Genomic DNA, 26855 nt, shown 5'->3' with positions numbered 1-26855 from the left:
ACTTAAGGCCAAACTGCCCAGGTGGAAGTCAGGTGCCCGGTGTGTTCGGAGACCGACCAGGTCGTCGCGGTTCCTGGAGCGGTGGCCGCCGGGACCACGTACAAGATCGGCAGGGTGCGGCTGCCAGGGACGCGCGAGGTCGCCGACCTGCCCACGGCGGCGGCACTGGGCGCCTCGAAGCACGTCATGAGCCGTACGCAGCTCGCGGTCTGGCTGTCGTTCCCCAGCCGCCACTACACCCCGTGGGCCAGGAACCAGGGCTATCTGCTGCTCCTCTTGGCGGCCCTGGTGCACCTGGTCGTGTCGCTGGTCATCGCCATGGGCCAGGACCCCAAGTGGGGCGAGGTGCTGCTCGCCCCGTTCTGCCTGACCGGCCTGTTCTGGGGGCTCGGGCTGCTGAACGTGCTCGGCTCGTACGGCGCCAGGAAGCGCGACACCATCGAGGCCCCGGCCAGGGAGAAGGCCCTGGCCGTGTGGGAGGGCCTCTCCTACTGCGCGCGCGACAACGTCGTGTTCGAGCCGGGGGTCGGCGTCTCGTTCCATCCGAGCGAGACGCGCGAGTACATCTTCGGCTTCAGGAACGGCCGCTAGGTCAGCCCAGCTCCTCCGCCACCGTGCGGACGCAGACGGCCAGGCCCTCGATGGCCTGCTCCAGCTCGTCCAGCTCGGGGAAGGTCGGGGCGATCCGGATCGTGCGGTCGGCGGCGTCCTTGCCGTACGGGTGCGTCGCGCCCGCGGGCGTCAGCGCGATGCCCGCGGCCTTGGCCCTGGCCACCACCTCGGCGGCGTGCGGCACCTCCAGGCTGATGAAGTAGCCGCCCGCGGGGCTCGTCCAGCTGCCGAGGTCGCCGAGCCGCTCGGTCAGCACCTTGTCGACCAGCTCGAACTTCGGCCCGATCAGCTCCGCGTGCCGCCGCATGTGCGCGGCCACGCCCGCCGGGTCGCCCAGGAACTCGACGTGGCGGAGCTGGTTGATCTTGTCGGGACCGATGGACTGCTTGCCCGTGTTGTGCAGGAACCACTCGACGTTGGCGGGCGAGGAGCCGAAGAAGGACACGCCCGAGCCCGCCAGCGTCACCTTGGAGGTGGAGGCGTAGACGAACACGCGGTCGGCGTTGCCGTGCTCGGCGGCGAGCGCCAGCAGGTCGGCCAGCTCGTCCGGGGTCTCGGTGAGGTGGTGCACCGCGTACGCGTTGTCCCAGAAGATCCGGAAGTCGGGCGCGGCGGCCGGCATGGCGGCCAGCCTGCGGACCGTCTCGTCGCTGTAGGTGACGCCGGACGGGTTGCTGTACTTCGGCACGCACCAGATGCCCTTGACGCTCGCGTCGGCGGCCACCAGGCGCTCGACCACGTCCATGTCGGGGCCCTCGGCGTTCATCGGGACGGGCACCATCTTGATCCCGAACCGCTCGGTGATCGTGAAGTGCCGGTCGTACCCGGGGACCGGGCACAGGAACGTGACCTCCGGCTCCTCCACCCACCGCCGCGCGGCGCCCGGCACCTTGGTCAGCAGCGCGTGCACGATCGTGTCGTGCATCAGGGCCAGGCTGGAGTTGCCGCCCACGACGAGCTGGCCGGCGGGCACCTGGACCAGCGGCGCGAACAGCTCGCGCAGCTCGGCCAGGCCCTGGAGGTTGCCGTAGTTGCGGCCGTCGGTGCCGTCGGCCGCCCGGTAGGACGCGGGCAGCCTGAGCAGGTCGTTGGAGAGATCGAGCTGGCGCGGCGACGGCTTGCCCCTGGTGAGGTCGAGCGAGAGCCCTCGCTGGACGAGGGCGGCGTAGTCAGCCTGAGCAGTCACGAGATCTTCTCCTCCGAAGTCGGGTCCGGTTACGAAGGATAGAAGACCTCACCCGATGCGCCGGGGGATATCCGCAATGTGGGACATGTGGCGCGTCAGGCGAGGAGGGAGAGGAGGCGGCCGGGCGCGTTGCGGCGCAGGAAGTCCTCCACCTCCGCCAGGGACAGCCCGGGGCGGTGGGCCAGGATGAGCCGGTCCACCCCCGCCTCCGCGTAGGCGCGCACGGTCGCGGGGTCGAGAGGGCGGGCCGGGGTGACCGAGACGTGCGGGGTCGTGCCCGCCGCCGCGGCCTCGGCGCGTACGGACTCCACCTGGGCCGCCGCCGCCCGCAGGCCCAGCATCCAGCCGTACCAGCCGTCGGCCAGCTCGGCGGCCCGCCGGTGCGCGGCGCGCGTGTGGCCGCCCATGACGACCGGCACGCGCCGGAGCGGGCGGGGGTGGGCGTCAACGCCCTCGAAGGACACGTACCGGCCGTGGAAGGCGGGCGCGTCCTGCTCCCACAGCGCGCGCATCGCCCGCAGGTACTCGGCCGTGCGCTCGCCGCGGCCCTCCAGGGGCACGCCGAGCGCGCGCAGCTCCGGCTCCAGGTAGCCGGCCACGACCCCGAACACCAGCCGCCCGCCGCTGAGCACGTCCACGCTCGCCAGCTGCTTGGCCAGCACCAGCGGGTCGCGCTGGGGCAGCACCACGCAGCCGGTGGCCAGCAGGATCCGCTCGGTGTGCGCGGCCAGGAAGGCCAGCGAGACCACGGCGTCCAGCAGCGGGGCGCCGGGTTCGAGCGGCGAGGGCTCGACCCGCGGGCTGGGCAGGACGACGTGGTCGGCCGTCCACAGCGAGTCGTAGCCCAGCTCCTCCGCCAGCGCGGCGATCCTGGCGGCGCCGCGGCGGCCGGCGCCGGCGTAGCCGTTGGGCATGTGAAATCCGAGCGTCATGGGCACGCCTGAGAACGCTAGGCCGGATTCAGGCGATCCACCAGCGACGATCACGCATGGGTCGCATGTCCGGCCCGCATGGCAAACCTTCCGGCGCGAATGTTAAAGAACGCCTTCCCGAGCGGCGCTGCTTGACGTGGAATGGGTAGATCGGGGCAGGCCATGGTGGGCCGCGTCCGGCGGTCCGCCGCAGGTAGCCGAATCGCGCCTGAGGCGGGCGGCGTCCAGCGGTCCGTCGCAGGTAGCACTCCGCACTGGAGGGAGCAGCCGTGACGACTGTTCGCGAGACCTCGATCGAGCAGGTCAGGCGCCGCCGCACCGGGACCGTCATCGCCTCCTGGCTGTCGACGACCGACCACAAGGTCATCGGGTATCTCTACCTGATCACCTCGTTCGGGTTCTTCCTCGTGGCCGGCGTCATGGCCATGATCATCAGGGCCGAGCTCGTCTCCCCCGGCATGCAACTGGTCACCCAGCAGCAGTACAACCAGCTCTTCACCATCCACGGCACGGTGATGCTGCTGCTGTTCGCCACCCCGCTGTTCGCCGGGTTCGCGAACGTGGTCATGCCGCTGCAGATCGGCGCGCCCGACGTGGCCTTCCCCCGGCTGAACGCGGTCGCGTACTGGCTGTTCCTGTTCGGCGGGCTGATGGTGGTGGCCGGGTTCCTCACCCCGGGCGGGGCGGCGGACTTCGGCTGGTTCGCCTACACGCCGCTGTCGACGGCGCTGTACTCGCCGCAGATCGGCGGCGACCTGTGGATCATGGGCCTGGCGCTGTCGGGTCTCGGCACGATCCTCGGCTCGGTCAACTTCATCGCCACGATCATCGGCATGCGGGCGCCCGGCATGATCATGTTCCGGGTGCCGCTGTTCACCTGGAACGTGCTGCTGACCAGCATGATGGTGCTGATGGCGTTCCCCGTGCTGGCCGCGGCGCTGCTCGTGCTGGAGTCGGACCGCAAGCTGGGCACGCAGGTCTTCCACAGCGAGAACGGCGGCGCGCTGCTCTGGCAGCACCTGTTCTGGTTCTTCGGCCACCCCGAGGTCTACATCATCGCGCTGCCGTTCTTCGGGATCATCTCCGAGGTGATCCCGGTCTTCAGCCGCAAGCCGCTGTTCGGCTACCTGGGGCTCGTCGGCGCGACGATCACCATCGCCGGGCTGTCGATGACCGTCTGGGCGCACCACATGTTCCCCACCGGCCAGGTGCTGCTGCCGTTCTTCTCGCTCATGACGTTCCTCATCGCGGTGCCGACCGGGGTGAAGTTCTTCAACTGGATCGGCACGATGTGGCGGGGCCATCTGAGCTTCGAGACGCCGATGCTCTTCGCGGTCGGCTTCCTGGCGACGTTCCTGATCGGGGGGCTCACCGGGGTCATCCTGGCCTCGCCGCCGCTCGACTTCCACATCAGCGACACCTACTTCGTGGTCGCGCACTTCCACTACGTCGTCTTCGGCACGGTCGTGTTCGCCATGTTCTCCGGCTTCTACTTCTGGTGGCCGAAGATGACCGGCCGGATGCTCGACGACCGCCTCGGCAAGCTGCACTTCTGGACGCTGTTCATCGGCTTCCACACCACGTTCCTGGTGCAGCACTGGCTCGGCCAGCTCGGCATGCCCCGCCGGTACGCCGACTACAGCCCGGGCGACGGCTTCACCGCGCTCAACGAGATCTCCTCCGCCGGGGCGTTCCTGCTCGGAGCCTCGACGCTGCCGTTCCTCTACAACGTCTGGAAGACGGCCAGGTACGCGCCCAAGGTCACCCTCGACGACCCGTGGGGGTACGGCAACTCCCTCGAATGGGCCACCAGTTGCCCGCCCCCGCGCCACAACTTCGTCAGCATGCCCCCGATCCGCTCCGAGCGGCCCGCCTTCGACCTGCACTACCCCCACGAGCAGCCGGAGCTGCCCTCAGCGGGGGAGCAGGAGGGTGAGCGCGACGAGGCCTCCGAGGCCGAGCCCCGCCCGGAGAATCCCGACTGATCATGAAATTTCGCCTATCTAGGGAGATCGGCGATGTCAGGCACGCGAATCCCCTTCACCCCCGAGACGGCCCCCTGCGGGAAGGCGTCCGGCGGTGAGCGCCTCGTCGACGACGACGGCTACGGCCTGGTGATCCGTGACCAGTTCTTCGACTGCGGCTGCCGCCGGATCCGGCACGAGTACCACGACGGCAGCATCCACCTGTCCGCCATCCGGCACGACGGCAAACGGGTGAAGGACCCGATACAACCCGACCACGGGAAGTGACGTAATGATCGACGTGCTCATCGTCGGAGGAGGCGGAGCGGGCCTGCGGGCGGCCGTCGCGGTTGCCGAGAGCGACCCGTCCTTGAAGGTGGCGGTCGTCTCGAAGGTCTATCCCATGCGCAGCCACACCGTCTCCGCCGAGGGCGGCGCCGCCGGGGTGATCGGCCTCGGCGACACGCTCGACGAGCACTGCTACGACACGATCTCCGGCGGTGACTGGCTGTGCGACCAGGACGCCGTCGAGGCGTTCGTGGCCGAGGCCCCCCAGGAGCTGATCCAGCTCGAACACTGGGGCTGCCCATGGAGCCGGGAGGGCGACGGGCGCGTGGCGGTCCGCCCGTTCGGCGGCATGAAGAAGATGCGCACCTGGTACGCGGCCGACAAAACGGGCTTTCACCTCTTGCACACCTTGTTCCAAACAACCCTGAAATATCAGGACGTGTTGCGGTATGACGAGTGGTACGTCACCAAGCTCGTCGTCGACGACGGCCGCGTCCACGGCGTCGTGGCCGTCGAGATCAGGACCGGCCGCATCGAGACCATCGCCGCCAGGACCGTCATCCTGGCCACCGGCGGCTGCGGCCGGGTCTTCCCCTTCACCACCAACGCCGCCATCAAGACCGGCGACGGCATGGCCCTGGCCTACCGGGCGGGAGCGCCGCTGAAGGATATGGAGTTCGTCCAGTACCACCCCACGGGCCTGCCGTTCACCGGCATCCTCATCACCGAGGCGGCCAGGGCCGAGGGCGGCTGGCTGATCAACAAGGACGGCTACCGCTACCTCCAGGACTACGACCTCGGCAGGCCCACGCCCACCCCGAAGCTGCGCAGCATGGAGCTGGGCCCGCGCGACCGGCTCTCCCAGGCGTTCGTCCACGAGCAGCAGAAGGGCCGCACGGTGGACACCCCGTACGGCCCGGTCGTCTACCTGGATTTGCGCCACCTGGGCGAGGGCAAGATCGACGCCCGCATCCCGTTCGTGCGCGAGCTGTGCCGCAGCTACCAGAACCTCGACCCGGCCACCGACCTCATCCCGGTGCGCCCGGTCGTGCACTACATGATGGGCGGCGTCCACACCGACATCGACGGCGCCACCCCCGTCGCGGGGCTGTTCGCGGCGGGGGAGACCGCCTGCGTGAGCATCAACGGCGCCAACCGGCTCGGCTCCAACTCGCTGCCGGAGTGCCTGGTCTTCGGCCGCCGGGCCGGGATCGCCGCCGCCGAGTTCGCCAGGTCGCACCGGGACGGCGAGCCGCCCGCCGTGCGGAGCCAGGGGGACGACGAGCGGCGCCGGTTGGAACGCGTCCGGGAGGGCAGCAGCACCGGTGAGCGCATCGCCGACCTGCGGGAGGAGATGCAGCACACGCTCGAAGGGGCCGCCGGCATCTACCGCGCGGGCGACGTGCTCACCAAGGCCGCCGACACGCTCGCGGGGCTGCGCGAGCGCGCCGAGGAGGTCCGCATCGACGACACGAGCACCGCGTTCAACACCGAGTTGATCAACCTTCAGGAGCTGCACACCATGCTGGAGGTCGCGCAGACCATCGTGGCCTGCGCGCTGAACCGGCGGGAGTCGCGCGGCGCGCACCAGCGCACCGACTTCCCCGCCAGGGACGACGCCGCCTACCTCGCGCACTCGCTGGTGCACCGCGCGCCCGACGGCACCCCGTCCGTCGGGCTGCTGCCCGTGACGATCACCCGCTGGCCTCCGGGAGAAAGGGTGTACGGACGTGACTGACATCAGGGTCGAGGTGGCCCGGTACCGGCCCGGGCAGGACGAGGAGCCGGTGTTCCAGGGGTACGACGTGCCGCTCGTGGCCGACTGGGCGGTCCTCGACGGCCTCAACTACATCAAGGACCAGCTCGACGGCAGCCTGTCCTACCGCTGGTCGTGCCGGATGGGCGTGTGCGGCTCGTGCGGCATGACGGTCAACGGCGAGCCCAGGCTGACCTGCGGCACCTTCCTCACCGAGTTCGGCGGGGGCCCGATCAGGATCGAGCCGCTGAAGGGCTTCCCGGTCATCAGGGACCTGGTCGTGGACATCGACGGGTTCCTGGCCAAGCTGTCGTCCGTGCGGCCCTGGCTGGTCAGGGAGGGCGAGGAGCTGCCGCTGAGCGCCGAGTACGCCCAGACGCCCGAGCAGTTGGAGGCGTACAAGCAGTACAGCATGTGCATCAACTGCCTGCTCTGCTACTCGGCCTGCCCCGTCTACGTGCTCGACCCCGACTTCCTCGGCCCGGCCGCCATCGCGCTCGCCCAGCGCTACAACCTGGACTCGCGCGACATGGGCGACCGGTTCGACGTGCTCAACCAGGAGGACGCCGTCTGGGGGTGCACCTTCGTCGGGGAGTGCACGCGGGTCTGCCCCAAGCACGTGGACCCGGCCGAGGCCATCCAGCGCTACAAGGTGACCGCCGCCCTGCGCTCGGTCCTGCCGTGGAGCAGGCGATGACGACCGCCTACCGCCCGCCGCGCGACAACCTCTGGTTCGTCCGCACCCGCCACTGCGCGGTGTTCGTGCTGCGCGAGCTGACCAGCGTCTTCGTGGCCTGGTCGATCGTCTTCGTGCTGATGTTCGCCGACGCGCTGCGCGGCGGCGCCCTCCAGGAGTTCGCCGCGCTGGCCGCCCGGCCGTGGATGATCGCGATCAACGTGCTCGCGCTGGCCGCGACCGTCTTCCACACGATCACGTTCCTCAACCTCGCCCCCAAGGCCACGGTCGTCCGCCTGGACGGCTGGCGGGTGCCCGCCTGGATGATCCAGGGCGGCAACCACTCGGCCTGGGTGGCGATCTCCCTCCTCATCGCCTACTTCGTCCTGAGGTCGCCATGAGACGCACCCTGGAGCCGTACCTGTGGCTGCTCTTCAGCGGCGGGGGAGTGGTGGCGGCGCTGGTGCTGCCGGTGCTCGTGCTGCTCTTCGGGGTGCTCATGCCGCTCGGCGTGGTCGGCTGGCCCGCCCCCGAGCAGCTGGGCGCGCTGCTCGACCCCGTGCCGGTACGGCTCGCGCTGCTCGCGGTCGCCGTGCTGTGCCTCTTCCACGCCGCGCACCGGATCAGGTTCACCAGCGAGGAACTGCTCGGCCTCGCCAGATTCGACCTGGTCATCGCGTTGATCTGTTACGGGGGCGCCGTCGCGGGCGGGATCGTGGCCGGGCTCGTATTGTTCTGATTCCTTACGCCAACGCTGCGCTAAATGTCCCCCTTTGATCACATTTCAACAACGTACTTTACGTTTCGTTGAAACACCCTCTAGCGTCCGGCATTGCACACCCCTATGGCCATGCGCCCGGCGACCCCGGGCAGAGAGGGTTCCTGGTGCCCAGCACGAAGCGCTTATTAGCAGCATTGCCGGCGGTCGCCCTTCTCGGCGCCGCCCTGTCCGCTCCCACGGCTCAGGCGGCGTCCGTCGCCGACTACAAGCCCACCGCGGCGGACTACTACATCAACTACGTGCCTCCGGCGGTGGAGAAGGACCCGCAGGAGCCGTCGGTCAACGACAAGAACCAGCGCTCGCTCAGTCCGGCACAGAAGTTCGACCGCAAGTTCACCAGTGGAAATCCGGCCGCCGGCCGCATTCTCGCCGCCCGCGAGAACGAGGCCATCAGGACTGGCCGCAATCCCGCTGAGTGGATTTTCAAGAACTCCAAGCAGACCCGCACGGCCAAGCTCCTGACGATCCTCGTCGAGTTCAACGAGCAGGCCAACGACGACTTCTCGGGCTTCAACCGGCTGCGCACGACCGACAGCGACCCCAACGACTGCGTCGTGGAGCCGCCCGGCACGCTCAAGAACGGGCCGCTGCACAACAACATCCCCAACCCGGCCACGCTGCCGCACAAGGACAACAACTCCTTCTGGGTCAAGGACTTCAGCCCCGAGCACTTCAACAAGATGCTCTACACCGACAAGGGCATCACCGAGCGCGTCCGCCCCGACCTGAAGGACCCGCGCGACGGCAAGCCGGGCATCGACATCTCCGGCTACACGATGAAGAAGATGTACGAGGAGATGTCCAAGGGCGCCTACTCCGTCACCGGCTCGGCGGTCGGCTGGATCAAGGTCCCGCACTCCGAGGCCTGGTACGGCGCCGCGGCCTGCGGCGGTCCTCCCCAGGACATGTCCGGCCACCCCGGCAACCCGCGCGGCGCCCAGCAGCTGCCCATCGACGTGGTGGACAGCCTGGTCAAGTCCCAGCCGAGCTTCCCGTGGGCCGACTACGACGTCGAGGACGTCGCCGACGCCGACGGTGACGGCAACTTCAACGAGCCCGACGGCGTGATCGACCACCTGGTGCTGGTGCACGCCGGCAAGGACAAGTCCTCCGACGGCGGCGCCGAGGGCACGTACGCGATCTGGGCGCACTCCAGCGCGGTCGCCGGCGGCTACAAGATCCCCGGCACCGACAAGAAGATCTCCAACTACATCGTGCAGCCCGAGGACTCCGGCGTCGGCGTCTTCGCCCACGAGTACGGCCACGACCTGGGCCTGCCCGACCTGTACGACACCTCGGGCCAGGCCAGCTCGGCCGTGGACTTCTGGGACCTGATGTCCAGCGGCTCCCACTCCGGCCCGATCTTCCAGTCGATGCCGTCGCACATGGGCCTGTGGGACAAGTGGGTGCTCGGCTGGGCGAACCCGAAGACGTTCAACCCGGGCGACGCCTCCAAGCTCGTCACGGTCGGACAGTCCTCGCGCACGCCCAAGCTCACCGAGGACGGCGTCCGGGTCAACCTGGCCTCCACGCCGCTCAAGATGATCGACGTCCACAGCGGCGCGAACGCCTGGTGGAGCGGTCTCGACCAGGACTGGGCCAACCTCACTGTGACCCGCGACGTGCCCGTCCCCGCCGGGACCGATCTCAAGTTCTGGATGTGGAACAACTACGTCATCGAGCAGGACTGGGACTTCGGCTTCGTCGAGATCTCGACCGACGGCGGCCAGACCTGGGCCCAGCAGAAGGTCTTCGACGAGGCCGGCACCGAGGTCAGCACGCCCGACGACTACCCGGACCCGAACAAGAACCTGCACGCCTTCGGCGAGAAGAAGTACGGCCTCACCGGTGACAGCGGTGGCTGGCGGCACGACTACGTCAACCTGACGCCGTTCGCCGGGAAGACGATCAAGCTGCGGCTGACGTACAACACCGACGCCGCCTTCCAGGAGCGCGGCTGGCACGCCGACGACTTCCAGCTCACCAACGGCGGCACGGCCGTGTGGAGCGACGACGTCGAGAACGGCGACAACGGGTGGAAGGCCGTCGGCGGCACGTTCACCAACACCAGCGGCACCGGCTGGACCCGCAACAACGGCTCTCGCGAGATCTCCCGGTTCTACCTGGCCGAGTGGCGCAACTTCGACGGCTTCGACAAGGGCCTGCAGTACGCCTACGACACCGACTACTCCCGCGACGGGGCGTGGAAGGTGCAGAAGCTGAAGTACAACGCGCCGGGCCTGCTGGTGTGGTACCGCGACTCGACGTTCATCAACAACAACGTCGGCAGCACCCTGCGGCTCCCGCCGAGCCTCGGTCCGAAGGGCAGCCTGCTGGTCGTGGACTCGCACTTCGACCCGCTGCGCCGCACCGGGACCGCGGCCGAGAAGGACCCGACGCTGCAGAAGAACCTCCAGGGACGCGTCCAGTCGTCCAACGCCGCGTTCGGGTTCGGCAAGACGTACCCGTTCAAGGAGTGCCTGGAGGCGGCGGACGAGCCGTTCAGCGCGTACTGCACGGACCTGCCCGCGCAGAAGGGCGTCCCGGCCTTCACCGACGCGAAGACCTGGTTCCCGGGCCTCGAGGTGATCGGCACCGGTCTCTACTACCGTGACTCCGACGCCTCGGTGGTCGTGCCGTCGAAGGGCGACCAGACGTACAGCACTCGCGTGGTGCACCAGGACGGCACCCCCGCCACGGAGCTGTACGGCCAGGTGGCCGCCGGCTCGGTGCTCGGCACCGGCAACCCCGGTGACGAGGGCAAGGCGCTGGGCGTTCAGTTCAAGCTGGTGAGCCCGCTGCCGGGCAACCTGGGCGCCATCGTCCAGGTCGTCCCGCCGAAGAAGTGACGCCGGAGAAGTAACGCTGGAGAAGTAACAACGATCGAGAGGGCCGCCGGGGCATCCCGGCGGCCCTCCTGCGTCCGGCCATAGGCGGCGCGGTCTGCGCCTACCATTGGTGACCATGAGCGAATTGCGCACCAAAGACGAGCACACCGAGGCGATCCGGAGAGATCGCAAGGTGGCAGTGGTGGTGAACACTCGCTCGCGCCGCGGCCGCCGCCACTACTTCGAGGTGATCGAGCAGATCCACAACCTCGGCTTCGAGCCGCTGGTGGAGCTGTCGGTCTACAACCCCAAGCGGCTGCGCGAGCTGCTCGACTCGGCCCTGGCCACCAAGCCCGATCTGCTCGTCGTGGGCGGCGGCGACGGCACGCTCTCCTCGGCCGTGCGCCACGTGGCCCACCGCGACGTGGCGCTCGGGGTGCTCCCGCTGGGCACCACCAACAACTTCGCCCGCAGCCTCGGCCTGCCGCTCGACCTGGCGGGGGCGATCAGGGTGTTCGCCGAGGGCAAGGTGGCCGACATCGACCTGGGCATGGCCGACGACCGGCCCTTCGCCAACCTGGCCAGCTTCGGGGTGTCCGTCGAGGTGGCGGGCAAGGTCAAGCCGTGGCTCAAGCGCATCGTGGGGCGCCCGGCCTACCCGCTGACCGCCCTGACGATCCTGCCGGGGCACACGCCGTTCCGGGCGTACATCACGGTCGAGGGGCAGCGCCACGAGCTGCTCACCCACCAGCTCAACATCGCCAACGGCCGCTTCCACGGCGGCTGGCAGGTGGCCAAGGACATCAGCATCGACAACGGCATGCTGGTGGCCTACCAGCTCGGCTCGGGCAAGAAGCTGCGCCTGCTCGGCGAGACCCTGATCAGGGCGACCACCGGGCGGTGGCGCAGCCTGGCCGGCGGGCCGTTCGTGGTGGGGCGCGAGATGCTGCTGGAGACCGACCCGCCGATGGCGGCCGACGTGGACGGCGAGGTGCGGCTGCGCACCCCGATCCGGCTGCGCGTGGTCCCCAACGGCGTGCGCGTGATGGTGCCCTCCTCCTTCGAGGACCGCTGACCGCCAGGGGTCTCAGGAGCCGGCGAGCCTCCGGTAGGCCGGCGTGAGCGTGCGGGCCAGGTCGGCGGGCGGCGGGAAGACGCGCAGGAGCAGGTCCGGGGCGGCGGCCGCGGGGCGGCGCTCGGGCCGGTGCGCCGTGGCGCCGGGCGCGTAGAAGTCGGCCAGCCGGTCGGCGAACGGCACGTCGCGCACCTCCAGCCTGGGCGCGTCCTCGGCCAGCGAGCCGAGCAGCTGCTCCCGGGTCCGGCCGCGCCAGGCCAGCACCAGGAACGGGTCGTCGTCGAACGACTCGGCCAGCAGGTAGAGGACCGCCGACAGGTGCTTGCACGGGAACCCCCAGTCGGGGCACGAGCAGTCCATGTCGAGGTCGCGGGGGAACAGGTCGATCCCGAGCGCCGCGAACAGCTCCTCGATCTCCGGCGGCATCTCTCCCGCCAGCAGCTTGGCCCGGTGGACGGCCTGCTCGGCGATCGACTCCTCGATGACGGCCCAGCGCCGCTCGTCGTACGCCTCGATCCTGATCACGACCGCGTACGGCTCCCGCCGCGAGCCCTGGACGGCGGCCCTGACCTCGCCGGGGGACAGGTCGATCGACAGGACCTGCCCCTGGCGCGCGTAGGCGCGGCCCCGCGAGAGCCGGCCCTTGTCGCAGACGCGCTCCAGGATGTCGATGAAACGCCTGGACCACCACGTGGAGCCGATGGTGCCGCGCCGGGTGCGGGCCCTGATGCCGCCCTCGACCCTGATCGGCCCGGTCGCCTCGAACCAGTCCGGCACTATCCGCCCACCCCCTCCGCCGTGAGCCTGAACACCTCGCGCAGCTCCTCCGTCGACAGGTCCGTCAGCCAGTCCTCCCCGGTGCCCACCACCCGCTCGGCCAGGGCCTTCTTGCGCTCGATCATCTGGTCGACGCGCTCTTCGAGGGTGCCGGCGCAGATGAGCTTGCGCACCTGCACGTTCTTGCGCTGCCCGATGCGGAACGCCCGGTCGGTGGCCTGGTCCTCGACGGCCGGGTTCCACCAGCGGTCCACGTGGACGACGTGGTTGGCGGCGGTCAGGTTGAGCCCCACCCCGGCCGCCTTGAGCGACAGCACGAACAGCATCGGCTCCTCGTCGTTCTGGAACCGGTCGACCAGGCGGTCGCGGGTCTTCTTCGGCAGGCCGCCGTGCAGCCACAGGACCGTGGTGTCGAGCCGCTGGGCGAGGTACGGCTGCAGCATGGTGCCGAACTCGGCGTATTGGGTGAAGAGCAGGGCCTTCTCGCCTTCGGCCAGGATCTCTTCGGCCAACTGCTCCAGCCGCGTGAGCTTGCCGGAGCGGCCCGCCAGCCGGGAGCCGTCCTTTAGCAGGTGGGCCGGGTGGTTGCACACCTGCTTCAGCTTGGCCATGGCCGCCAGCACCAGGCCGCGCCGCTCGATGCCCTCGCTGTCGTCGATCCTGGCCAGCATGTCGTCCACGACCGCCTGGTAGAGCGTGGCCTGCTCCGTGGTGAGCGGGCACCACTCCTTGACCTCCAGCTTCTCCGGCAGGTCCGAGATGATCGACTTGTCGGTCTTGACGCGGCGCAGGATGAACGGCCCCGTCGCCCGCTTCAGCGCCCGCGCGGCCTGCTCGTCCTGGCGGGCCTCGATGGGCTCCTGGAAGCGCGTCCTGAACCGCGAGCGCGGGCCCAGCAGCCCCGGGTTGGCGAACTCCATGATCGACCAGAGCTCGGCCAGGTGGTTCTCGACCGGGGTGCCCGTGAGGGCGAGCCGGCCGCCCGCGGGGATCGAGCGCACGGCCTGGGCCTGGAGCGTGCCGCTGTTCTTGATCGCCTGGGCCTCGTCGCACACGACCCTGCGCCACTCGTGCCCCTTGAGCGTCTCCAGGTCGCGGTGGGCGGTGCCGTACGTGGTGATCACCAGATCGGCGCCGGGGATCAGCGCCGCGTCGCGCCCGCTGCCGTGGTGCACGTAGACGCGCAGGCCGGGCGCGAACCTGGCGGCCTCCCGCTGCCAGTTGCCGACCAGGGACATCGGGCAGACGAGCAGCGTGGGCGTGCCGGCCCGCTCGTGGACGAGCAGGGCCAGCGTGGTGACCGTCTTGCCCAGCCCCATGTCGTCGGCCAGGACGCCGCCCAGGCCCAGCTCCGACAGGAAGCTGAGCCACGCCAGGCCGCGCTCCTGGTAGGGCCTGAGCGTGGCGTCCAGCCCCGCGGGGGTCGCGATGGGCGTCAGCCGCCGCTCGGCCTGGCCGGACAGCAGGTCGCCGAGCACGCCGTCGGCGTCGATCTCCAGCAGCGGCAGCTCGGCGTCGTCCTCCTGCACCACGTGGCGCAGGAGGTCGGCGGCGCTCGCCTCCCCCGTACGGGCGCCCTCCACGGCCCTGAGCGCGGCCTTGAGCTGCCGGTCGTCCAGCTCCACCCACTGGCCGCGCACCCGGACCAGCGGCACCTTCAGCCGGGCCAGCTCGGCCAGCTCCGCCTCGCTGATCGTCTCGTCGCCCACCGCCAGGTCGACGCGGAAGTCGACCAGCTCCCGCAGGCCGAACCCCTGCCCGGTGGCCGCCGTCTGCGCCTTGGCCCTGGTGGTCAGCTTCAGCCCCAGCCGCGTACGCCCGGCCCAGCGGGGCAGCTGCACCCCGAACCCGGCCGCCTGCAGCAGGGGCGCGGCCTGCCGCAGGAACCCGAACGCGCCGGCCGTGTCCAGCGCCAGCTCGCTCGGCGTGGGCCCGCGCAGGGCGCGGTCGAGCTCGGGGTAGAGCCGGACCGCCCGGCCCAGCCCGGCCAGCAGGTCGCGTTCCGGCCTGCCGGGCAGCCCCGTCACCCGCTCGCCGCTCCAGACGTGGGCCGCGGGGACGTACAGGCTGGGGTCGTCGGCGGCCTGCAGCGCCAGCTCGACCCGCCAGTCCTCGGTGCCGGCGGGCTCCAGCAGCCGGAAGCACACCCGGGTCGCGCCCTCGGCCGAGGCGACGCTCTCGCGCCAGCGCTCCAGCTCCAGGCGCAGCCCGGGCACGTCCGGGCACTGTGGCGCGGCGCCGGTCAGGGCGGCCAGCCAGCGCTCGTGGAGCGTCCTGGGCCGGGCGACCAGGGGCTCGGTGAGGGTCTGGCGGACGAGCGCGTCGGCGAAGGCCTCAAGGGCGTCGAGCAGGACGCCGGCGGAGGGCCGCTCGACGCGGGAGGTGCGGCACGCGGGCGGCATGGCCAGGGCCAGCTCCCGGAAGTATCCGGCGTCGGCCCCGGTCACCACCGGCCGCCACACCGCCCGCGCGTCGGCCTCCGGCACGGCCCACATGGCCATGGAGTCCTCGGGCTCACCGCCGCCCGCGGAGAAGGGGACGAGCTGCGGGATGACGCGGCCCCGGCGTACGAGGTCGCGGGCGAAGGCCGCCACGGCGGCCCAGTGGCGCATGGTCGCGGTGCCGGCGTGCCCGTCCAGCACGTGCAGGGCCTGCGAGGCGGGCGGCACCACGGCGGGCACCTGCCACAGGCGCAGCCGCGGCCGGGTCGTCTCCGAGAGCCGGCCGGTCTCGGGTGAGGGCAGCGGCTCCTTGGCCGAGCCCGGCAGGAGCAGCTCCAGCGTCCGCGACGGCGGGTCGTCGAGACCGAGCACGGCGGCGACCTCGGAGGCGGGGGCGGCGAACGGGTGGGGCGCGGGCCCCGCCCGCCGGCGCGGGGCGGGCGCCTGGGGCACCGCGCCGGTCGCCCCGGCGGCTCGCGACCTCGCGGCGGTGACCCCGGGGGAGGCGTCGCCGGCCTCGGCGGTCTCCGCCCAGAAGGCGAGCCCCCCGGCCGCCCAGACCCCGTGTACCAGCACCCCGGCAGGCTACCGCGCGGAGCGAGCCCTCCTGGCCGGGGCCCGCGCGGAGGGGAAGATCGGTTCCGCCTAGGATCCTGCACATGAGGTTCTCAGGGGCAGAGGGCAGGTGGGCGGCCCGGTTGGGGGCGCTTCGGGACGTCGTCCGGCAGGACCTCGTGACCCGCCAGCTCGCCGAGCATCTCCCCAGGACCCCCTGCCGCATCCTCGACGTGGGCTGTGGCCAGGGCACGCAGGCGCTCAGGATGGCCGCCAGGGGCCATCACGTCACCGCCCTCGACGCCTCCCGCGACCTCCTCCGGATCCTGGAGGCCGGGATCCAGCCGGGCATGAGCATCCGGACGGTCCAGGCCGGGGCCGAGCGGCTGCGGGAGCTGTTCGAGCCGGGGAGTTTCGACATCGTCCTGTGCCACGGCGTGCTGATGTACTTCGACGACCCCGACCCGCTGCTCGCCGACCTCGCCCGCCTCCTCGCGCCCCGCGGCCTGCTCTCGCTGCTCGTGCGCAACGGCGACGCCCTCGCCATGCGGAGCGGGCTCATGGGCGACTGGGCGGGGGCGCTGCGGGCGTTCGAGGGCACCGGCTACGTCAACCGGCTCGGGGTCCCGGCCAGGGCCGACCGGCTCGACGAGCTCACGCGGCGGCTGGCCGTACAGGGGCTGGGGGTGCGGCAGTGGTACGGCGTGCGGGTGTTCTGCGACGCCGCGCCCGACGGCGCCCCCGTCCCCGAGGACATCGACGACATCCTGGCGGCGGAGGAGCGCGCGGGCCGGACCGACCCGTACCGGAGGGTGGCGGCGCTGGTCCACCTCATCTGCGCAAGAGGTGAGGAAAGGCTTAGCATGGAGGTATGAATCCTCCCGGATCGTGGTGTGAGCGGCCCAAGCCGCAGGCTCCCTCGTGCGAGCTCCCGTCTCCGTGGAGCAAGCCCAAGCAGCCGGACAATTGGTGCGAAGTCCAGAAAGGCCCGGTGCTTTCGGCCCTCGGATTCCTGCTCAAGGTCGTCAAGCGGTAAAAGCGCGTGATAGAAGGCCGTTTGTTTGGGTAGTCGCCTTCCTCAGCGGAGGAGGCGAGCGTTGTGAACGACACCCACAAGCTGGTCAACGACCTTTCCGAGCAGTTCTCCAGGCTCGTGAGGGACGAATTCCGCCTGGCGAAAATGGAGCTGGCGGAAAAAGGCAAGCGCGCGGGCTTCGGCGCGGGACTGTTCGGCGCGGCGGGAATGGCCGCGTTCTTCGGCGGCGCCGCACTTGTGACCACCGTCATTCTGCTACTGGCCCTGGTCCTGCCCGCGTGGGCCGCCGCCGCCATCGTGGCGGGCGTGCTCTTCGTCATCGCCGCGCTGCTCGGCCTGGTCGGTAAGGGGCAGGTGCGACGCGCGGGGTCGCCGGTCCCGTCGGAGACCCTCGCGAGCGTCAGGGCCGACATCGACATGGTCAAGGAAAGGGCACGGCGATGAGCGAGACCGACCCTGGATACAGCGAACAATATGCCGGAAACGTCGGCGCCCGCCGGGCGACAGTGGGCACGCCGACCGAACGAGAGTCCATCAACGTGCCTCCGACCAGGCCGGGCGCGGCCGAGAACGCCCGGCGGGTGGAGGAGGAGCGGACGGCACACGAGACATTCGCCCCTGAACCCGTCATCCCCGACGAGCGGGCCCAGGCCCTGGAAAGCGAGTGGGCCCAGGCGGAGTCGCCGCGCCACCACAGTGCCCACCACAGTGCCCACCACAGCAGTACGCACCACACGCCCCGGACGGCACCCGGGACAGGTCACCACGAGGAGAGCAACGTGCGCAAGGAGATCGAGGAAACCCGCAGGGAGCTGGGCGAGACCGTCGGAGCCCTGGCGGCCAAGGCCGACGTCAAGGCCAGGGCCGCCCACGTGGCCGAGACCGCCAAGGACAGAGCCGCGGGCATGGCCGGATCCGTCAAGGAGATGGCGACGGAGGTGGCGGGCAAGGTCCGCGAGGGCACGCCCCACCAGGTCAAGGACGCCGCCGGGCAGGCGCGCAAGCGGCCCATGCTGCTCGTCGCCGCGGCCGGCGCCGTGCTCGCCTTCGTCGTCCGCCGCATGATGATGCGGCGCAACCGCCGCCCGCGCCGGTAGGAGGGGACGGGCACGGCCGGCGCCCGCCCGGGCCGATACCCTGCCGTGGTGATGCGTCGAACGATCGCCGCCGCCATGCTCGCCCTGCTGGCGGCCGGGTGCGGCGGGGGCTCAGCGGTGAGCGACTTCGGCACGGTCGTCAAGGGCGCCAAGGGCACGACCGTGCCCGTCGAGCTGCGATCCGGCCAGCGGTTCTCGCTGGCCGTCGCCGACAACCCGTCGGTGGGCGACGAGTGGAAGCTGGTCGCCGTGCCGGACCCGAAGGTGGCCTCGTTCATCAGCGAGGAGCACAAGACCGAGGGCGGCGGCGGGGTCGGCGCCGGGGGCACGACCTACTTCGTCTTCAACAGCAAGCGCCCGGGCACGACGGAGATCAAACTGTACGACTGCTGGCGGTGCGGCCGGTCCACGACGCCGCCGGACGAGCAGAGCAGGCAGCAGTCGGGCGAGGCCGTCTTCACTGTATCGGTCAAGTAGAGCGCCGCCGGTTACTGTGGAGATCATGGATTTCATCCGGGTGCGCGCCTCCTCCGACGGCGCGGAGACCATCTCCTATTGGACCGGCGACGTGTACGGCTGGCAGGACGACGGCGGGCCGCACCACCTGTTCGGGTTCGAGGGGCTGAACGTGGCCAGGGCGGTCGAGGCCGACGGCGGCTGGCAGCTGCTGACCAGGGAGGCCGCCCTCTACCTCGACCCGAGGACGAGGGAGGTGCTCGACACCTGGGACAACCCGCTCACGGAGCGGACGGTCGAGGTGCAGCACGTCTTCAACGACCCGGTCAACCAGCGGCTCGGCGCCTACCCGGTGCCGACGACCCGCCTGGGCGACCAGGTCGTCTACAACATCGACATCCGCCTGGCCTACCCCTCGCCCCTGAAGGTCGCCGACTACCCCGACAACTCGGCGAACGACACCTACCGGGCGATGGAGCTGTTCCAGTTCTTCGCCTCGGCCAAGGACCTGGACTCGGGCGTGCCGGACGTGCCGTGCGTGTTCTCCTGGTGCCGGGTCTCGCCGTGGCTGCCGTGGATGGCGATGGGGCAGCGTCCGGGCGGGCTGGTCTACCACTGCCGGGGCGCCAAGGTGGCCGAGGTGCCGCAGCGGCTGCGCGAGCGGGTGGGCGAGCACTTCCTGCACGCCCCCGCCGAGTGGTCGGCGCCCAACGTGACGAGCTGGACGGCCTTCGCCGAGCGGGCGGGGCGGCAGCGCGGATGAGGTGGACGCGGATGAGGCGGATAGGGTCGGCCGGTGAGCACTGACCTGTTCTGCGAGATCATCGCGGGTGAGCGAGCGGCGACCATGGTCCACTCCGACGAGGTCGCGGTCTCGTTCCTGGACGTCCGGCCGGTCTTCAAGGGGCACGTGCTGGTGGTGCCGAGGCTCCACGTGGAGACGCTCGCCGACCTGGCCGACGTGGGGCCGTTCTTCGAGCGGGTGCAGGCCATGGCCCGGGCGGTGGAGGAGGGGCTGCAGGTCGCCGGCACCTTCGTGGCCATGAACAACCGCGTCAGCCAGAGCGTGCCCCACCTGCACGTGCACATCGTGCCGCGCAACAAGAAGGACGGGCTGCGCGGCTTCTTCTGGCCGCGCACCACGTACGCCTCCGCCGAGGAGGCCGAGTCGTACGCCGACCTCATAGCCAAGGCCCTCTGAGTTAGGCTGTGGCGCCGTGGAGTACGTGGTGGGCGTCGCCGTCGTCGCGGTGCTCGTCAGCGTGCCCGCGATCGTGCTCTGGCGGGTCATGCGGGGCCGCCGCGAGCTGGGCACCAGCCCGGCGGAGCGGGCCACGTTCGAGACCCTGCACACCGCCTCGCTGGCCGGGCCGCCGCTGCGGGCCGGGCTGACCGCCGACGGCGCCGAGCGGGCCTCGCGGCACCTGCGCGCGCTGCTCGGCTCGGCCGCGCTGGCCATCACCGACGGCGAGCGGCTGCTCGTGTACGACGGCGCCGGCGAGCACCACGCCGACCAGGCGTTCGAGCACGCGGCGGCCACCCTGAAGGACGGCCGCACCCAGGTGCTGACCATCGACTGCGAGCTGCTCGAATGCCCCATCCGCCAGGCCGTGGTGGTGCCGCTCACCACCGACGACCGGGTCGTGGGCGCCCTGGCGGCCTACGGGCAGGACGCCTCCGCCGGCCTGGTCAGGGCCGCGCAGGAGGTGGCCGGGTGGGTCGACTCGCAGCTCGAGCTGGCCGAGCTGGACCGCTCGCGCACGCTGCTCATGGAGGCCGAGGTACGCGCGCTGCGGGCGCAGATCTCGCCGCACTTCATCTACAACTCGCTCACCACGATCGCCTCCTTCGTCCGCACCGACCCGGAGCGGGCCAGGGAGCTGCTGCTGGAGTTCGCCGACTTCACCCGCTACTCCTTCCGCCGGCATGGCGAGTTCACCACGCTCGCCGAGGAGCTGCGCTCGATCGACCGCTACCTGATCCTGGAACGGGCCAGGTTCGGCGACCAGCTCCAGGTGACGCTCCGGATCGCGCCCGAGGTGCTGCCGGTCGCGGTGCCGTTCCTGTGCCTGCAGCCGCTCGTCGAGAACGCCGTCAGACACGGCCTGGAGAGCCGCAACGGCGTCGGCCGCATCACGATCATCGCCGAGGACGCCGGGGCGGAGTGCCGCATCAGCGTCGAGGACGACGGGCTCGGCATGGACCCCGACCGGCTGCGCCGCATCCTCGCAGGTGACATCGCTCCCACGGGCGGCGTCGGGCTGGCGAACGTGGACGAGCGGCTGCGCCAGGTCTACGGCGACGAGTACGGACTCGTGGTCGAGACCGCCCAGGGAGCGGGCACCAAGGTCAACATCAGGTTGCCGAAATATCACCCAGGCGTCTCTGCCCGTTGACCTCGATCTTTCTTGTCGGTTTTATCACTGTCTATGGCGCAACTACGGGTCCTCGCGGTCGACGACGAGCTGCCTGCCCTCGAAGACCTGTCGTACCTGCTGCGTGCCGACCCCCGCATCGGCGAGGTGGCCACCGCCAGGGACGGCGCGGCTGCGCTGCGGCTGCTCGACCGGGCCATCGCCGACGGCCGGCCGATCGACGCGGTGTTCCTCGACATCCGGATGCGCGGGCTGGACGGGGTGGTGCTCGGGCGGCTGCTGTCGCAGTTCGCGAACCCGCCCCGGGTGGTGTTCGTGACGGCGTACGAGGAGCACGCCGTGGACGCGTTCGAGATCAAGGCCGAGGACTACCTGCTCAAGCCGGTCCGCCCGGAGCGGCTGGCGGAGGCGATCCGGCGGGTGGCGGTCTCGGCCGACGTGCCCGCGGAGGCGGGGGAGACCGACACGATCCCGGTCGAGCTGGGCGGGGTGACGCGGTTCGTGTCCAGCGCCGACGTGATCTACGTCGAGGCGCAAGGGGACTACGCGCGGCTGCACACGGCGACGGGCAGCCACCTGGTGCGCATCCCGCTGGCCACCCTGGAGGAGCGGTGGGCCTCGGCCGGGTTCGTCCGCGTGCACCGCAGCCATCTGGTGGCGGTCAAGCACATCGAGGAGCTGCACATCGACTCGGGCAAGTGCACGGTGCGGGTGGGGGACACCGAGCTGCCGGTCAGCCGCCGCCACACGCGCGAGCTGCGCGACCTGCTGGTGCGCAGAGCCAGGAAGGCGAGGTCGTGATGAGCCCCGAACCGCGTCCCGGGCGCCGGGCCCCGCTGCCCCGCGCCGAGGCGGCCCGGCGCGAGAGCCTGCGCCGGGTGGCCGTGATGAGCCCGCGTACGGCCGCCGCGCGCCGGCCCCGCTACCCGGCCACCCGGGAGATCGACGAGCAGACCCGGCTCGGCGAGGTCTACATGCGCTCGTTCCTGCGCACCCAGTTCCGGCTGGCGCTGTTCGTCTGCACGGTGCTGGGGTGCGTGGTCGGCGGGCTGCCGCTGCTGTTCCTGCTCATCCCCGAGCTGCGCTCGGTCCACCTGCTCGGGATCCCGCTCCCGTGGGCGGTGCTCGCCGGGCTCATCTACCCGGCCTTCGTCATCGGCGCCTGGCTGTACGTGCGCCAGGCCGAACGCAACGAGCGCCACTTCGCCGAACTGGTCGAACGTCGATGAGCGAGCGCAGCGAGCGAATGATCAGACGCAGCCCTTCCAGGCTCATGCGAGCGGCGGAGCCGGTCGCATGAGCCTGACGGCGGTGCTGATCGTGGTGGTGGCGGCCGTGCTGATCGGGGCGTTCGGGATCAGGGTCTCCCGCACCACCTCCGACTTCTACGTCGCCTCCCGCACCGTCAGCCCGCTCTGGAACGCCTCGGCCATCGGCGGCGAGTACCTGTCGGCGGCCTCGTTCCTGGGCATCGCCGGGCTCATCCTGTCGTTCGGCGTGGACATGCTCTGGCTGCCCGTCGGCTGGACCGGCGGCTACCTGGTGCTGCTCGTGCTGGTGTCGGCGCCGCTGCGGCGCTCGGGGGCGTACACGCTGCCGGACTTCGCCGAGGCCAGGCTGGAGTCGATGGCCGTGCGCCGCACCGCGAGCGTGCTCGTCGTGCTGATCGGCTGGTTCTACCTGATGCCGCAGTTCCAGAGCGCCGGCCTGGTGCTGAGGGAGATCACCGGCGCGCCCGTGTGGGTGGGCGGCCTGCTGGTCGCGGTCGTCGTGGCGGTGAACGTGCTGTCCGGCGGCATGCGGTCGATCACGTTCGTGCAGGCCTTCCAGTACTGGCTCAAGCTGACGGCGCTGGCCCTGCCGCTGGTGTTCCTGCTGATGGCGTGGAAGGCCGACGGGGCGCCCTCGGTCAGCCCGCAGGACGCGGCCACCTGGCAGGTGCCGCTGGCCGGGGGCAAGGAGTACGGGCTCTACTCGACGTACTCGCTGATCCTGGCCACGTTCCTGGGCACCATGGGGCTGCCGCACGTGCTGGTGCGCTTCTACACCAACCCGGACGGCCGGGCCGCCCGCCGCACCACGCTGGTGGTGCTGTCGCTGCTCGGGGCCTTCTACCTGCTGCCCGCCGTGTACGGCTGGCTCGGCCGCCTCTACGCGCCCGACCTGGTCCGCACCGACACGGTCGTGCTGACGCTGCCCGAGCGGATGGTCGGCGGCACGCTGGGCGACCTGCTGACGGCGCTGGTGACGGCGGGGGCGTTCGCCGCGTTCCTGTCCACCTCGTCGGGGCTGACCGTGTCCGTCGCGGGGGTGATCGCGCAGGACCTGCTGAAGGGCAGCGTGCGCTCGTTCAGGATCGCCACGCTGATGGCGGTGGTGGTGCCGCTGGCCCTGGCGCTGTGGGCGCGGGCGCTGCCGGTGGCGGACGTGGTGGGGCTGGCGTTCGCGGTGGCGGCCTCGTCGTTCTGCCCGCTGCTCGTGCTGGGCATCTGGTGGCGCCGCCTGTCCACCACGGGGGCGCTGGCCGGGCTGTTCGTGGGCGGCGGGCTGGCGTGCGCGGCCGTGCTCGTCACGATCGTCGCCGGTCCGTACGAGGGCGCCGCCGGCGCCTTGCTGGGCCAGCCGGCGGCGTGGACGGTGCCGATCGCGTTCGCGGTGATGGTGTCGGTGTCCTTCCTGACGCCGCACCGCGTGCCGTCCGGGGTCGCCAGGACCATGGTCAGGCTGCACACCCCGGAGGACCTGGACCTCGACCGCGGCGACTGGCGCCCCCGCTCGTCGTGATCTCTCTGGTCAGGGCAGGTGCGCCTCCTTGATCCGGCCCCGCTGGAAGGTGTGCTCGGTGCCGCAGTCGTGGCAGTAGCCGGACACCGTGCCGCGGGTCAGCTCGATGTCCTCCATGTAGTGCTCGCGCCGCTGCCAGACGATGACGATCGGCTCGCCGGTGACGGAGGCCACCGACAGGGCCTCGGCGGGCGTGCCGGGCTCGCCGCCCTGGAGGATCGCGGTGGCGTCCCAGGCCGGGTCGGGCTCCACGGGCAGGCGGCGGCGCTGGGGCGGCTCCGCCTTGATGGTGCCGTCCGGGGCCACGGCGACCGGGGCGTGGCCGCCCTGGCGCAGCAGCTGGAGGGTCTCGTCGGGAGGCAGGGCGCTGAGGGCGACCGTGGGCGCGATGGCGCGCAGCGCCAGCTTGCGCAGGGACCTGGTCCCGCACAGCTCGGTGATGAGCGCCGGGTCCTCCGCGGTCACCACGCAGGCGGCGGAGGTGACGCGGACGGCGCCGTGCCTGCGGGCGACGTCGGTGACGAGGTAGCGCAGCGGCTGGGGGACGGCCTTGGCGGCGACGCGGGCCAGCTCCTCGAGCAGCGCGTCGGCCGTCGTCCCCGCGTCCAGCGCCCGGCGTACGCTCTTGTGCGAGAAGCGCCACACGCTGGCCCGGTCGCGTGACTCCAGGTCGGCGCAGCCGTTCAGGAACGCCGTCAGCTGCGGCGCGGGCACCCCCGACACGATCGCGGTCAGGTCGTTCTGCAGGGTCACGGTGTGGGTCGGCGTGGGGAAGCGGCCGGCCACGCCGTCGCCGTCGAGGTGGGCGCGGCCGAGGTCGGTCAGCGCGCCCTGCTGGACCATCCCGAGCAGCTCGCCCTCGCGCAGGGCGGCGGCGGTGAACTCGGTGGCGGCCGGCGCGAACTCCTTGACCGCCCGCGTCCGCCAGCCCACGGCCGGGAGCAGCCCCTCAGGGCTCGCCCCCCGCCCGGGAGGCAGCGTCTGGAGCACGCGCAGCGCGGCCCGCCGGATCTCGCCGGCCCCGGACTCGAACTGGTACGGCGGGGCCTGCGGCGTCATGTGCTCGTCGCAGCAGCCCGTCACCCTGAACGTGGCCGCCTGCGGCATCGCCAGCCAGGACTCCACCAGGGCCTGCCAGCGCGAGGCCGGGTCCAGGCCCAGCCACTCGTCGGCCAGCGTGGTGCCGGCCAGCCGCTCGCCGGCCTCGGAGGCGATCAGGTCGGTGCCGAAGGCGAGGTCGAGCCAGAGCACGACCGCCTGCTCGGGAACGTCGAGCGCCCTGGCCACCCGCTTCAGCTCCCGCGCGCCCACCCCGCCCGCCTTCAGCTCGGCGATGGGCTGCGTCCCCGTCAGCTCGATCAGCGCCTCCACCTGGTCCACGGCGGCCAGCGCGGCGGCGAGCCCGTCCGAGTGCCCGGCGAGCTCCACGGACGGCACGTCCGGCTGGCCCGTGAGCTCCGGCTTCCAGCCGTCGCCGCGCAGCGCGAGCGCGACCTCCATGGGCATCTCGTACTCCCAGCCGTCCCGCACCACGAACCCGGCCTCGGCCAGGCGCGTGACGGGATGGTCCGCGTCGCCGGAGCCGTACCAGACGGCGTGCTGGAAGACCGGCTGCCCGCCCGCCATCGACTCCAGCAGCGCCGCCGCCTCGCGCGGCAGCGCGGCGGCGCGCTCGCGCACGGCCCGGCCGTCGCGCACGATCTCCGCCGCCTGGGCGAGCACCTCCGACTTGCGGCCCTTGGGCCTGCCGCCCAGCCCCTTGACCAGGGACTTCAGATCCTCGGCGGTCAGCTCGCGCAACGGCCGGCCCAGCCCGAACGGGTTGGCCCACAGCCCCTGCGGGTGAGGGGATCTCACCGTGCCCCCGTCGCCGCTCCCGTCGAGCGTCACGAGCCCCCACGCGGCCAGGGTCTCGATCGTCTCGCCGAGCCGGTCGCCGGGGTCGTGGAGCAGCTCGGCCAGCGCCGCGCGGCTCGCCTCGCCGCCCAGGAGCTGCAGCGCCTGGCTGACGAGGTGGCAGTCGGCGTCGAGGGCGAGCAGGGCGGGCACGGCCAGCTCCGGCGCCGCGAGCAGGCGTTCGAGCGCCTCGGCGGAGGGGACGGCGGCCAGCTCCGGCCGGTTGCGGAGGAGCCGGGCGAGGTCGGCGGCGGGAAGAGGCACAACCCGACCCTAGCGAGACGAACGCCGCTCACGCATGGTGTTCAGGAGGGCGGCAGCTCGCCCGAGCCTCTGGCCACCAGCTCGACCGGGACCTTGACGCGGCGGGGCGACGGCGACGGGTTCAGCAGGAGGTCCACCGCGCTGCGGGCCAGGCGGGCCGTGTCGTAGCGGACCACCGTCACCCCGGGGTTGAACACGTCGGCCAGGGCGAAGTCGTCGAAGCTCACGTACGCGGGCCGCTCCGGACGCTCGCGCAGCGCCTGGAGGATGCCGATCGCGGCGCGGTTGTTGGTGGCGAAGAAGGCCGTCGGCGGGTCGGGCAGGTCCAGGAGGCGGTTCACCTCGTGGGAGACCCGCCAGGGGTCGAAGAGCGCGCGGACCGCCAGCGCGTCGTCGGCCGCCAGCCCGGCCGCGCGCAGGGCCGCGCGGTAGCCGGTCGCGCGGTCGTGCACCGAGCTGATGCCCTCGTCGTCCGAGACCAGCGCGATCCGGCGGTGGCCGCGGGCCAGCAGGTGCTCGGTCGCGGCCCGGCCGCCCCGCACGTCGTCCAGCAGCACCACGTCCGCCGACTCCAGGCCCGGGGGGACGCGGTCCACGAACACCGTGGTGAGCGAGGCGTGCTCGGCCAGCCACGCGTGGTCGGCCGCCGAGGGGACGACGATCAGGGAGTCCACGCCGCGCGCGTACATGGACTCGATGAGCATGCGCTCCTTGTCGGCGCTCTCCTCGTACGAGCCGAACACCACCAGCGCGTCGTACTGGGCCGCGGCGGACTCCACGGCGGCGGCCAGGCGGGAGTAGAACTCGTTGGAGATGTTCTCCATCACCAGCCCGAGCGTCAGCATGGTCGCGCCCCTGGCCAGGCGGGCGGCGGCCTCGTTGCGGCGGTAGCCGAGCGCGACGATGGCCGCCTGCACGCGCTCCTGCAGCGAGGCCCGTACGTGCGGCTCCTGGTTGACCACGCGGGAGACGGTCTTGAGGCTCACGCCGGCGTGCCTGGCCACGTCGGCCATGGTCGGCTTGCGGGCTTCGCCCCGGGAGGCCGCCCGGTCACCCAGATCCCTGGCTGTCATAGT

25 protein-coding genes are annotated in these 26855 nt (G+C 71.5%); 19 read left to right on the top strand and 6 right to left on the bottom strand.

Features of this window, described 5'->3' with window-relative positions; genetic code table 11:
* Window positions 1–21 precede the first annotated feature (21 nt).
* Window positions 22–591: a hypothetical protein gene (locus H4W80_RS18715; RefSeq protein WP_192786275.1), complete on the top strand. Its 570-nt coding sequence runs from the start codon at window positions 22–24 to the stop codon at window positions 589–591.
* A gap of 1 nt (window position 592) precedes the next feature.
* Here the strand turns inward: H4W80_RS18715 and H4W80_RS18710 are convergent, their stop codons facing one another.
* Together H4W80_RS18710 and H4W80_RS18705 are read right to left on the bottom strand one after the other, a co-directional pair.
* On the bottom strand, window positions 593–1798 hold the full coding sequence (locus H4W80_RS18710; RefSeq protein WP_192786274.1) for an aspartate aminotransferase type Ic: 1206 nt from the start codon (window positions 1796–1798) through the stop codon (window positions 593–595).
* Between the two features lie 95 nt (window positions 1799–1893).
* Complete coding sequence (locus H4W80_RS18705) at window positions 1894–2730, bottom strand: TIGR03619 family F420-dependent LLM class oxidoreductase (RefSeq protein WP_192786273.1); 837 nt, start codon at window positions 2728–2730, stop codon at window positions 1894–1896.
* Window positions 2731–2999: 269 nt separating this feature from the next.
* Between H4W80_RS18705 and ctaD the strand changes: the two genes are divergently transcribed.
* From ctaD to H4W80_RS18665, 8 genes are all read left to right on the top strand, one after another.
* The gene (gene ctaD, locus H4W80_RS18700) at window positions 3000–4715 is read left to right on the top strand and encodes an aa3-type cytochrome oxidase subunit I (protein ID WP_192786272.1); all 1716 of its coding nucleotides are present in this window, start codon (window positions 3000–3002) and stop codon (window positions 4713–4715) included.
* Between the two features lie 33 nt (window positions 4716–4748).
* Window positions 4749–4982: a hypothetical protein gene (locus tag H4W80_RS18695; RefSeq protein ID WP_192786271.1), complete on the top strand. Its 234-nt coding sequence runs from the start codon at window positions 4749–4751 to the stop codon at window positions 4980–4982.
* A 4-nt stretch (window positions 4983–4986) separates the two neighbouring features.
* Window positions 4987–6720: a fumarate reductase (quinol) flavoprotein subunit gene (gene frdA / locus H4W80_RS18690; protein WP_192786270.1), complete on the top strand. Its 1734-nt coding sequence runs from the start codon at window positions 4987–4989 to the stop codon at window positions 6718–6720.
* Window positions 6713–7435, top strand: a complete 723-nt coding sequence (sdhB, locus tag H4W80_RS18685) for a succinate dehydrogenase iron-sulfur subunit (protein ID WP_192786269.1) — start codon at window positions 6713–6715, stop codon at window positions 7433–7435. The genes frdA and sdhB overlap by 8 nt, the downstream gene beginning before the upstream one ends.
* Entirely contained in the window at window positions 7432–7815 is a 384-nt protein-coding gene (locus H4W80_RS18680) for a succinate dehydrogenase/fumarate reductase transmembrane subunit (RefSeq protein ID WP_192786268.1), read from the top strand. The genes sdhB and H4W80_RS18680 overlap by 4 nt, the downstream gene beginning before the upstream one ends.
* A complete protein-coding gene (locus H4W80_RS18675; RefSeq protein ID WP_192786267.1) occupies window positions 7812–8153 on the top strand; it encodes a fumarate reductase subunit D in 342 nt (113 codons plus the stop codon). Before H4W80_RS18680 ends, H4W80_RS18675 begins: the two co-directional genes overlap by 4 nt.
* Window positions 8154–8299: 146 nt before the next feature.
* On the top strand, window positions 8300–11044 hold the full coding sequence (locus H4W80_RS18670) for an immune inhibitor A domain-containing protein (protein ID WP_318786932.1): 2745 nt from the start codon (window positions 8300–8302) through the stop codon (window positions 11042–11044).
* A gap of 115 nt (window positions 11045–11159) precedes the next feature.
* Window positions 11160–12098, top strand: coding sequence for a diacylglycerol/lipid kinase family protein (locus tag H4W80_RS18665; RefSeq protein ID WP_192786266.1), 939 nt, complete (start codon window positions 11160–11162; stop codon window positions 12096–12098).
* Between the two features lie 12 nt (window positions 12099–12110).
* Here the strand turns inward: H4W80_RS18665 and H4W80_RS63635 are convergent, their stop codons facing one another.
* Both H4W80_RS63635 and H4W80_RS18655 read right to left on the bottom strand, forming a co-directional pair.
* Window positions 12111–12875, bottom strand: coding sequence for an SWIM zinc finger family protein (locus tag H4W80_RS63635; RefSeq protein WP_192786265.1), 765 nt, complete (start codon window positions 12873–12875; stop codon window positions 12111–12113).
* Window positions 12875–15892, bottom strand: a complete 3018-nt coding sequence (locus tag H4W80_RS18655) for a DEAD/DEAH box helicase (protein ID WP_192786264.1) — start codon at window positions 15890–15892, stop codon at window positions 12875–12877. The genes H4W80_RS63635 and H4W80_RS18655 overlap by 1 nt, the downstream gene beginning before the upstream one ends.
* 83 nt (window positions 15893–15975) lie before the next feature.
* Between H4W80_RS18655 and H4W80_RS18650 the strand changes: the two genes are divergently transcribed.
* The 10 genes from H4W80_RS18650 to H4W80_RS18605 all read left to right on the top strand — a co-directional run bounded on the left by H4W80_RS18650 (window position 15976) and on the right by H4W80_RS18605 (window position 23619).
* Complete coding sequence (locus H4W80_RS18650) at window positions 15976–16746, top strand: methyltransferase domain-containing protein (RefSeq protein ID WP_192786263.1); 771 nt, start codon at window positions 15976–15978, stop codon at window positions 16744–16746.
* A 224-nt stretch (window positions 16747–16970) separates the two neighbouring features.
* The gene (locus H4W80_RS18645) at window positions 16971–17351 is read left to right on the top strand and encodes a phage holin family protein (RefSeq protein ID WP_192786262.1); all 381 of its coding nucleotides are present in this window, start codon (window positions 16971–16973) and stop codon (window positions 17349–17351) included.
* Window positions 17348–18004, top strand: coding sequence for a DUF3618 domain-containing protein (locus tag H4W80_RS18640; RefSeq protein ID WP_192786261.1), 657 nt, complete (start codon window positions 17348–17350; stop codon window positions 18002–18004). The genes H4W80_RS18645 and H4W80_RS18640 overlap by 4 nt, the downstream gene beginning before the upstream one ends.
* Before the next feature lie 51 nt (window positions 18005–18055).
* The gene (locus tag H4W80_RS18635) at window positions 18056–18481 is read left to right on the top strand and encodes a protease inhibitor I42 family protein (protein WP_225964990.1); all 426 of its coding nucleotides are present in this window, start codon (window positions 18056–18058) and stop codon (window positions 18479–18481) included.
* 25 nt (window positions 18482–18506) lie between these two features.
* Window positions 18507–19223: a DUF1838 family protein gene (locus tag H4W80_RS18630; protein ID WP_192786259.1), complete on the top strand. Its 717-nt coding sequence runs from the start codon at window positions 18507–18509 to the stop codon at window positions 19221–19223.
* A 33-nt stretch (window positions 19224–19256) separates the two neighbouring features.
* The gene (locus H4W80_RS18625; RefSeq protein WP_192786258.1) at window positions 19257–19661 is read left to right on the top strand and encodes an HIT family protein; all 405 of its coding nucleotides are present in this window, start codon (window positions 19257–19259) and stop codon (window positions 19659–19661) included.
* Between the two features lie 16 nt (window positions 19662–19677).
* Entirely contained in the window at window positions 19678–20856 is a 1179-nt protein-coding gene (locus H4W80_RS18620; RefSeq protein ID WP_192786257.1) for a histidine kinase, read from the top strand.
* A 33-nt stretch (window positions 20857–20889) separates the two neighbouring features.
* On the top strand, window positions 20890–21636 hold the full coding sequence (locus H4W80_RS18615; protein WP_192786256.1) for a LytR/AlgR family response regulator transcription factor: 747 nt from the start codon (window positions 20890–20892) through the stop codon (window positions 21634–21636).
* Window positions 21636–22064, top strand: coding sequence for a hypothetical protein (locus H4W80_RS18610; RefSeq protein ID WP_225963525.1), 429 nt, complete (start codon window positions 21636–21638; stop codon window positions 22062–22064). Before H4W80_RS18615 ends, H4W80_RS18610 begins: the two co-directional genes overlap by 1 nt.
* Window positions 22065–22131: 67 nt before the next feature.
* Window positions 22132–23619, top strand: coding sequence for a sodium/solute symporter (locus tag H4W80_RS18605; RefSeq protein ID WP_192786255.1), 1488 nt, complete (start codon window positions 22132–22134; stop codon window positions 23617–23619).
* 9 nt (window positions 23620–23628) lie between these two features.
* Here H4W80_RS18605 and H4W80_RS63630 read toward each other — a convergent pair whose 3' ends face one another.
* Window positions 23629–25779 carry a helicase-associated domain-containing protein gene (locus H4W80_RS63630; RefSeq protein WP_192786254.1) on the bottom strand — a complete coding sequence of 717 codons (2151 nt, stop codon included), beginning with the start codon at window positions 25777–25779 and terminating at the stop codon, window positions 23629–23631.
* A gap of 41 nt (window positions 25780–25820) precedes the next feature.
* Window positions 25821–26852, bottom strand: a complete 1032-nt coding sequence (locus tag H4W80_RS18595; RefSeq protein WP_192786253.1) for a LacI family DNA-binding transcriptional regulator — start codon at window positions 26850–26852, stop codon at window positions 25821–25823.
* Window positions 26853–26855: the final 3 nt, after the last annotated feature.

It is taken from the genome of Nonomuraea angiospora (assembly GCF_014873145.1).
GTDB lineage: Bacteria > Actinomycetota > Actinomycetes > Streptosporangiales > Streptosporangiaceae > Nonomuraea > Nonomuraea angiospora.
Note: the sequence above shows the minus strand (reverse complement) of the source record. Positions and strands in the feature narration are given on the sequence as shown.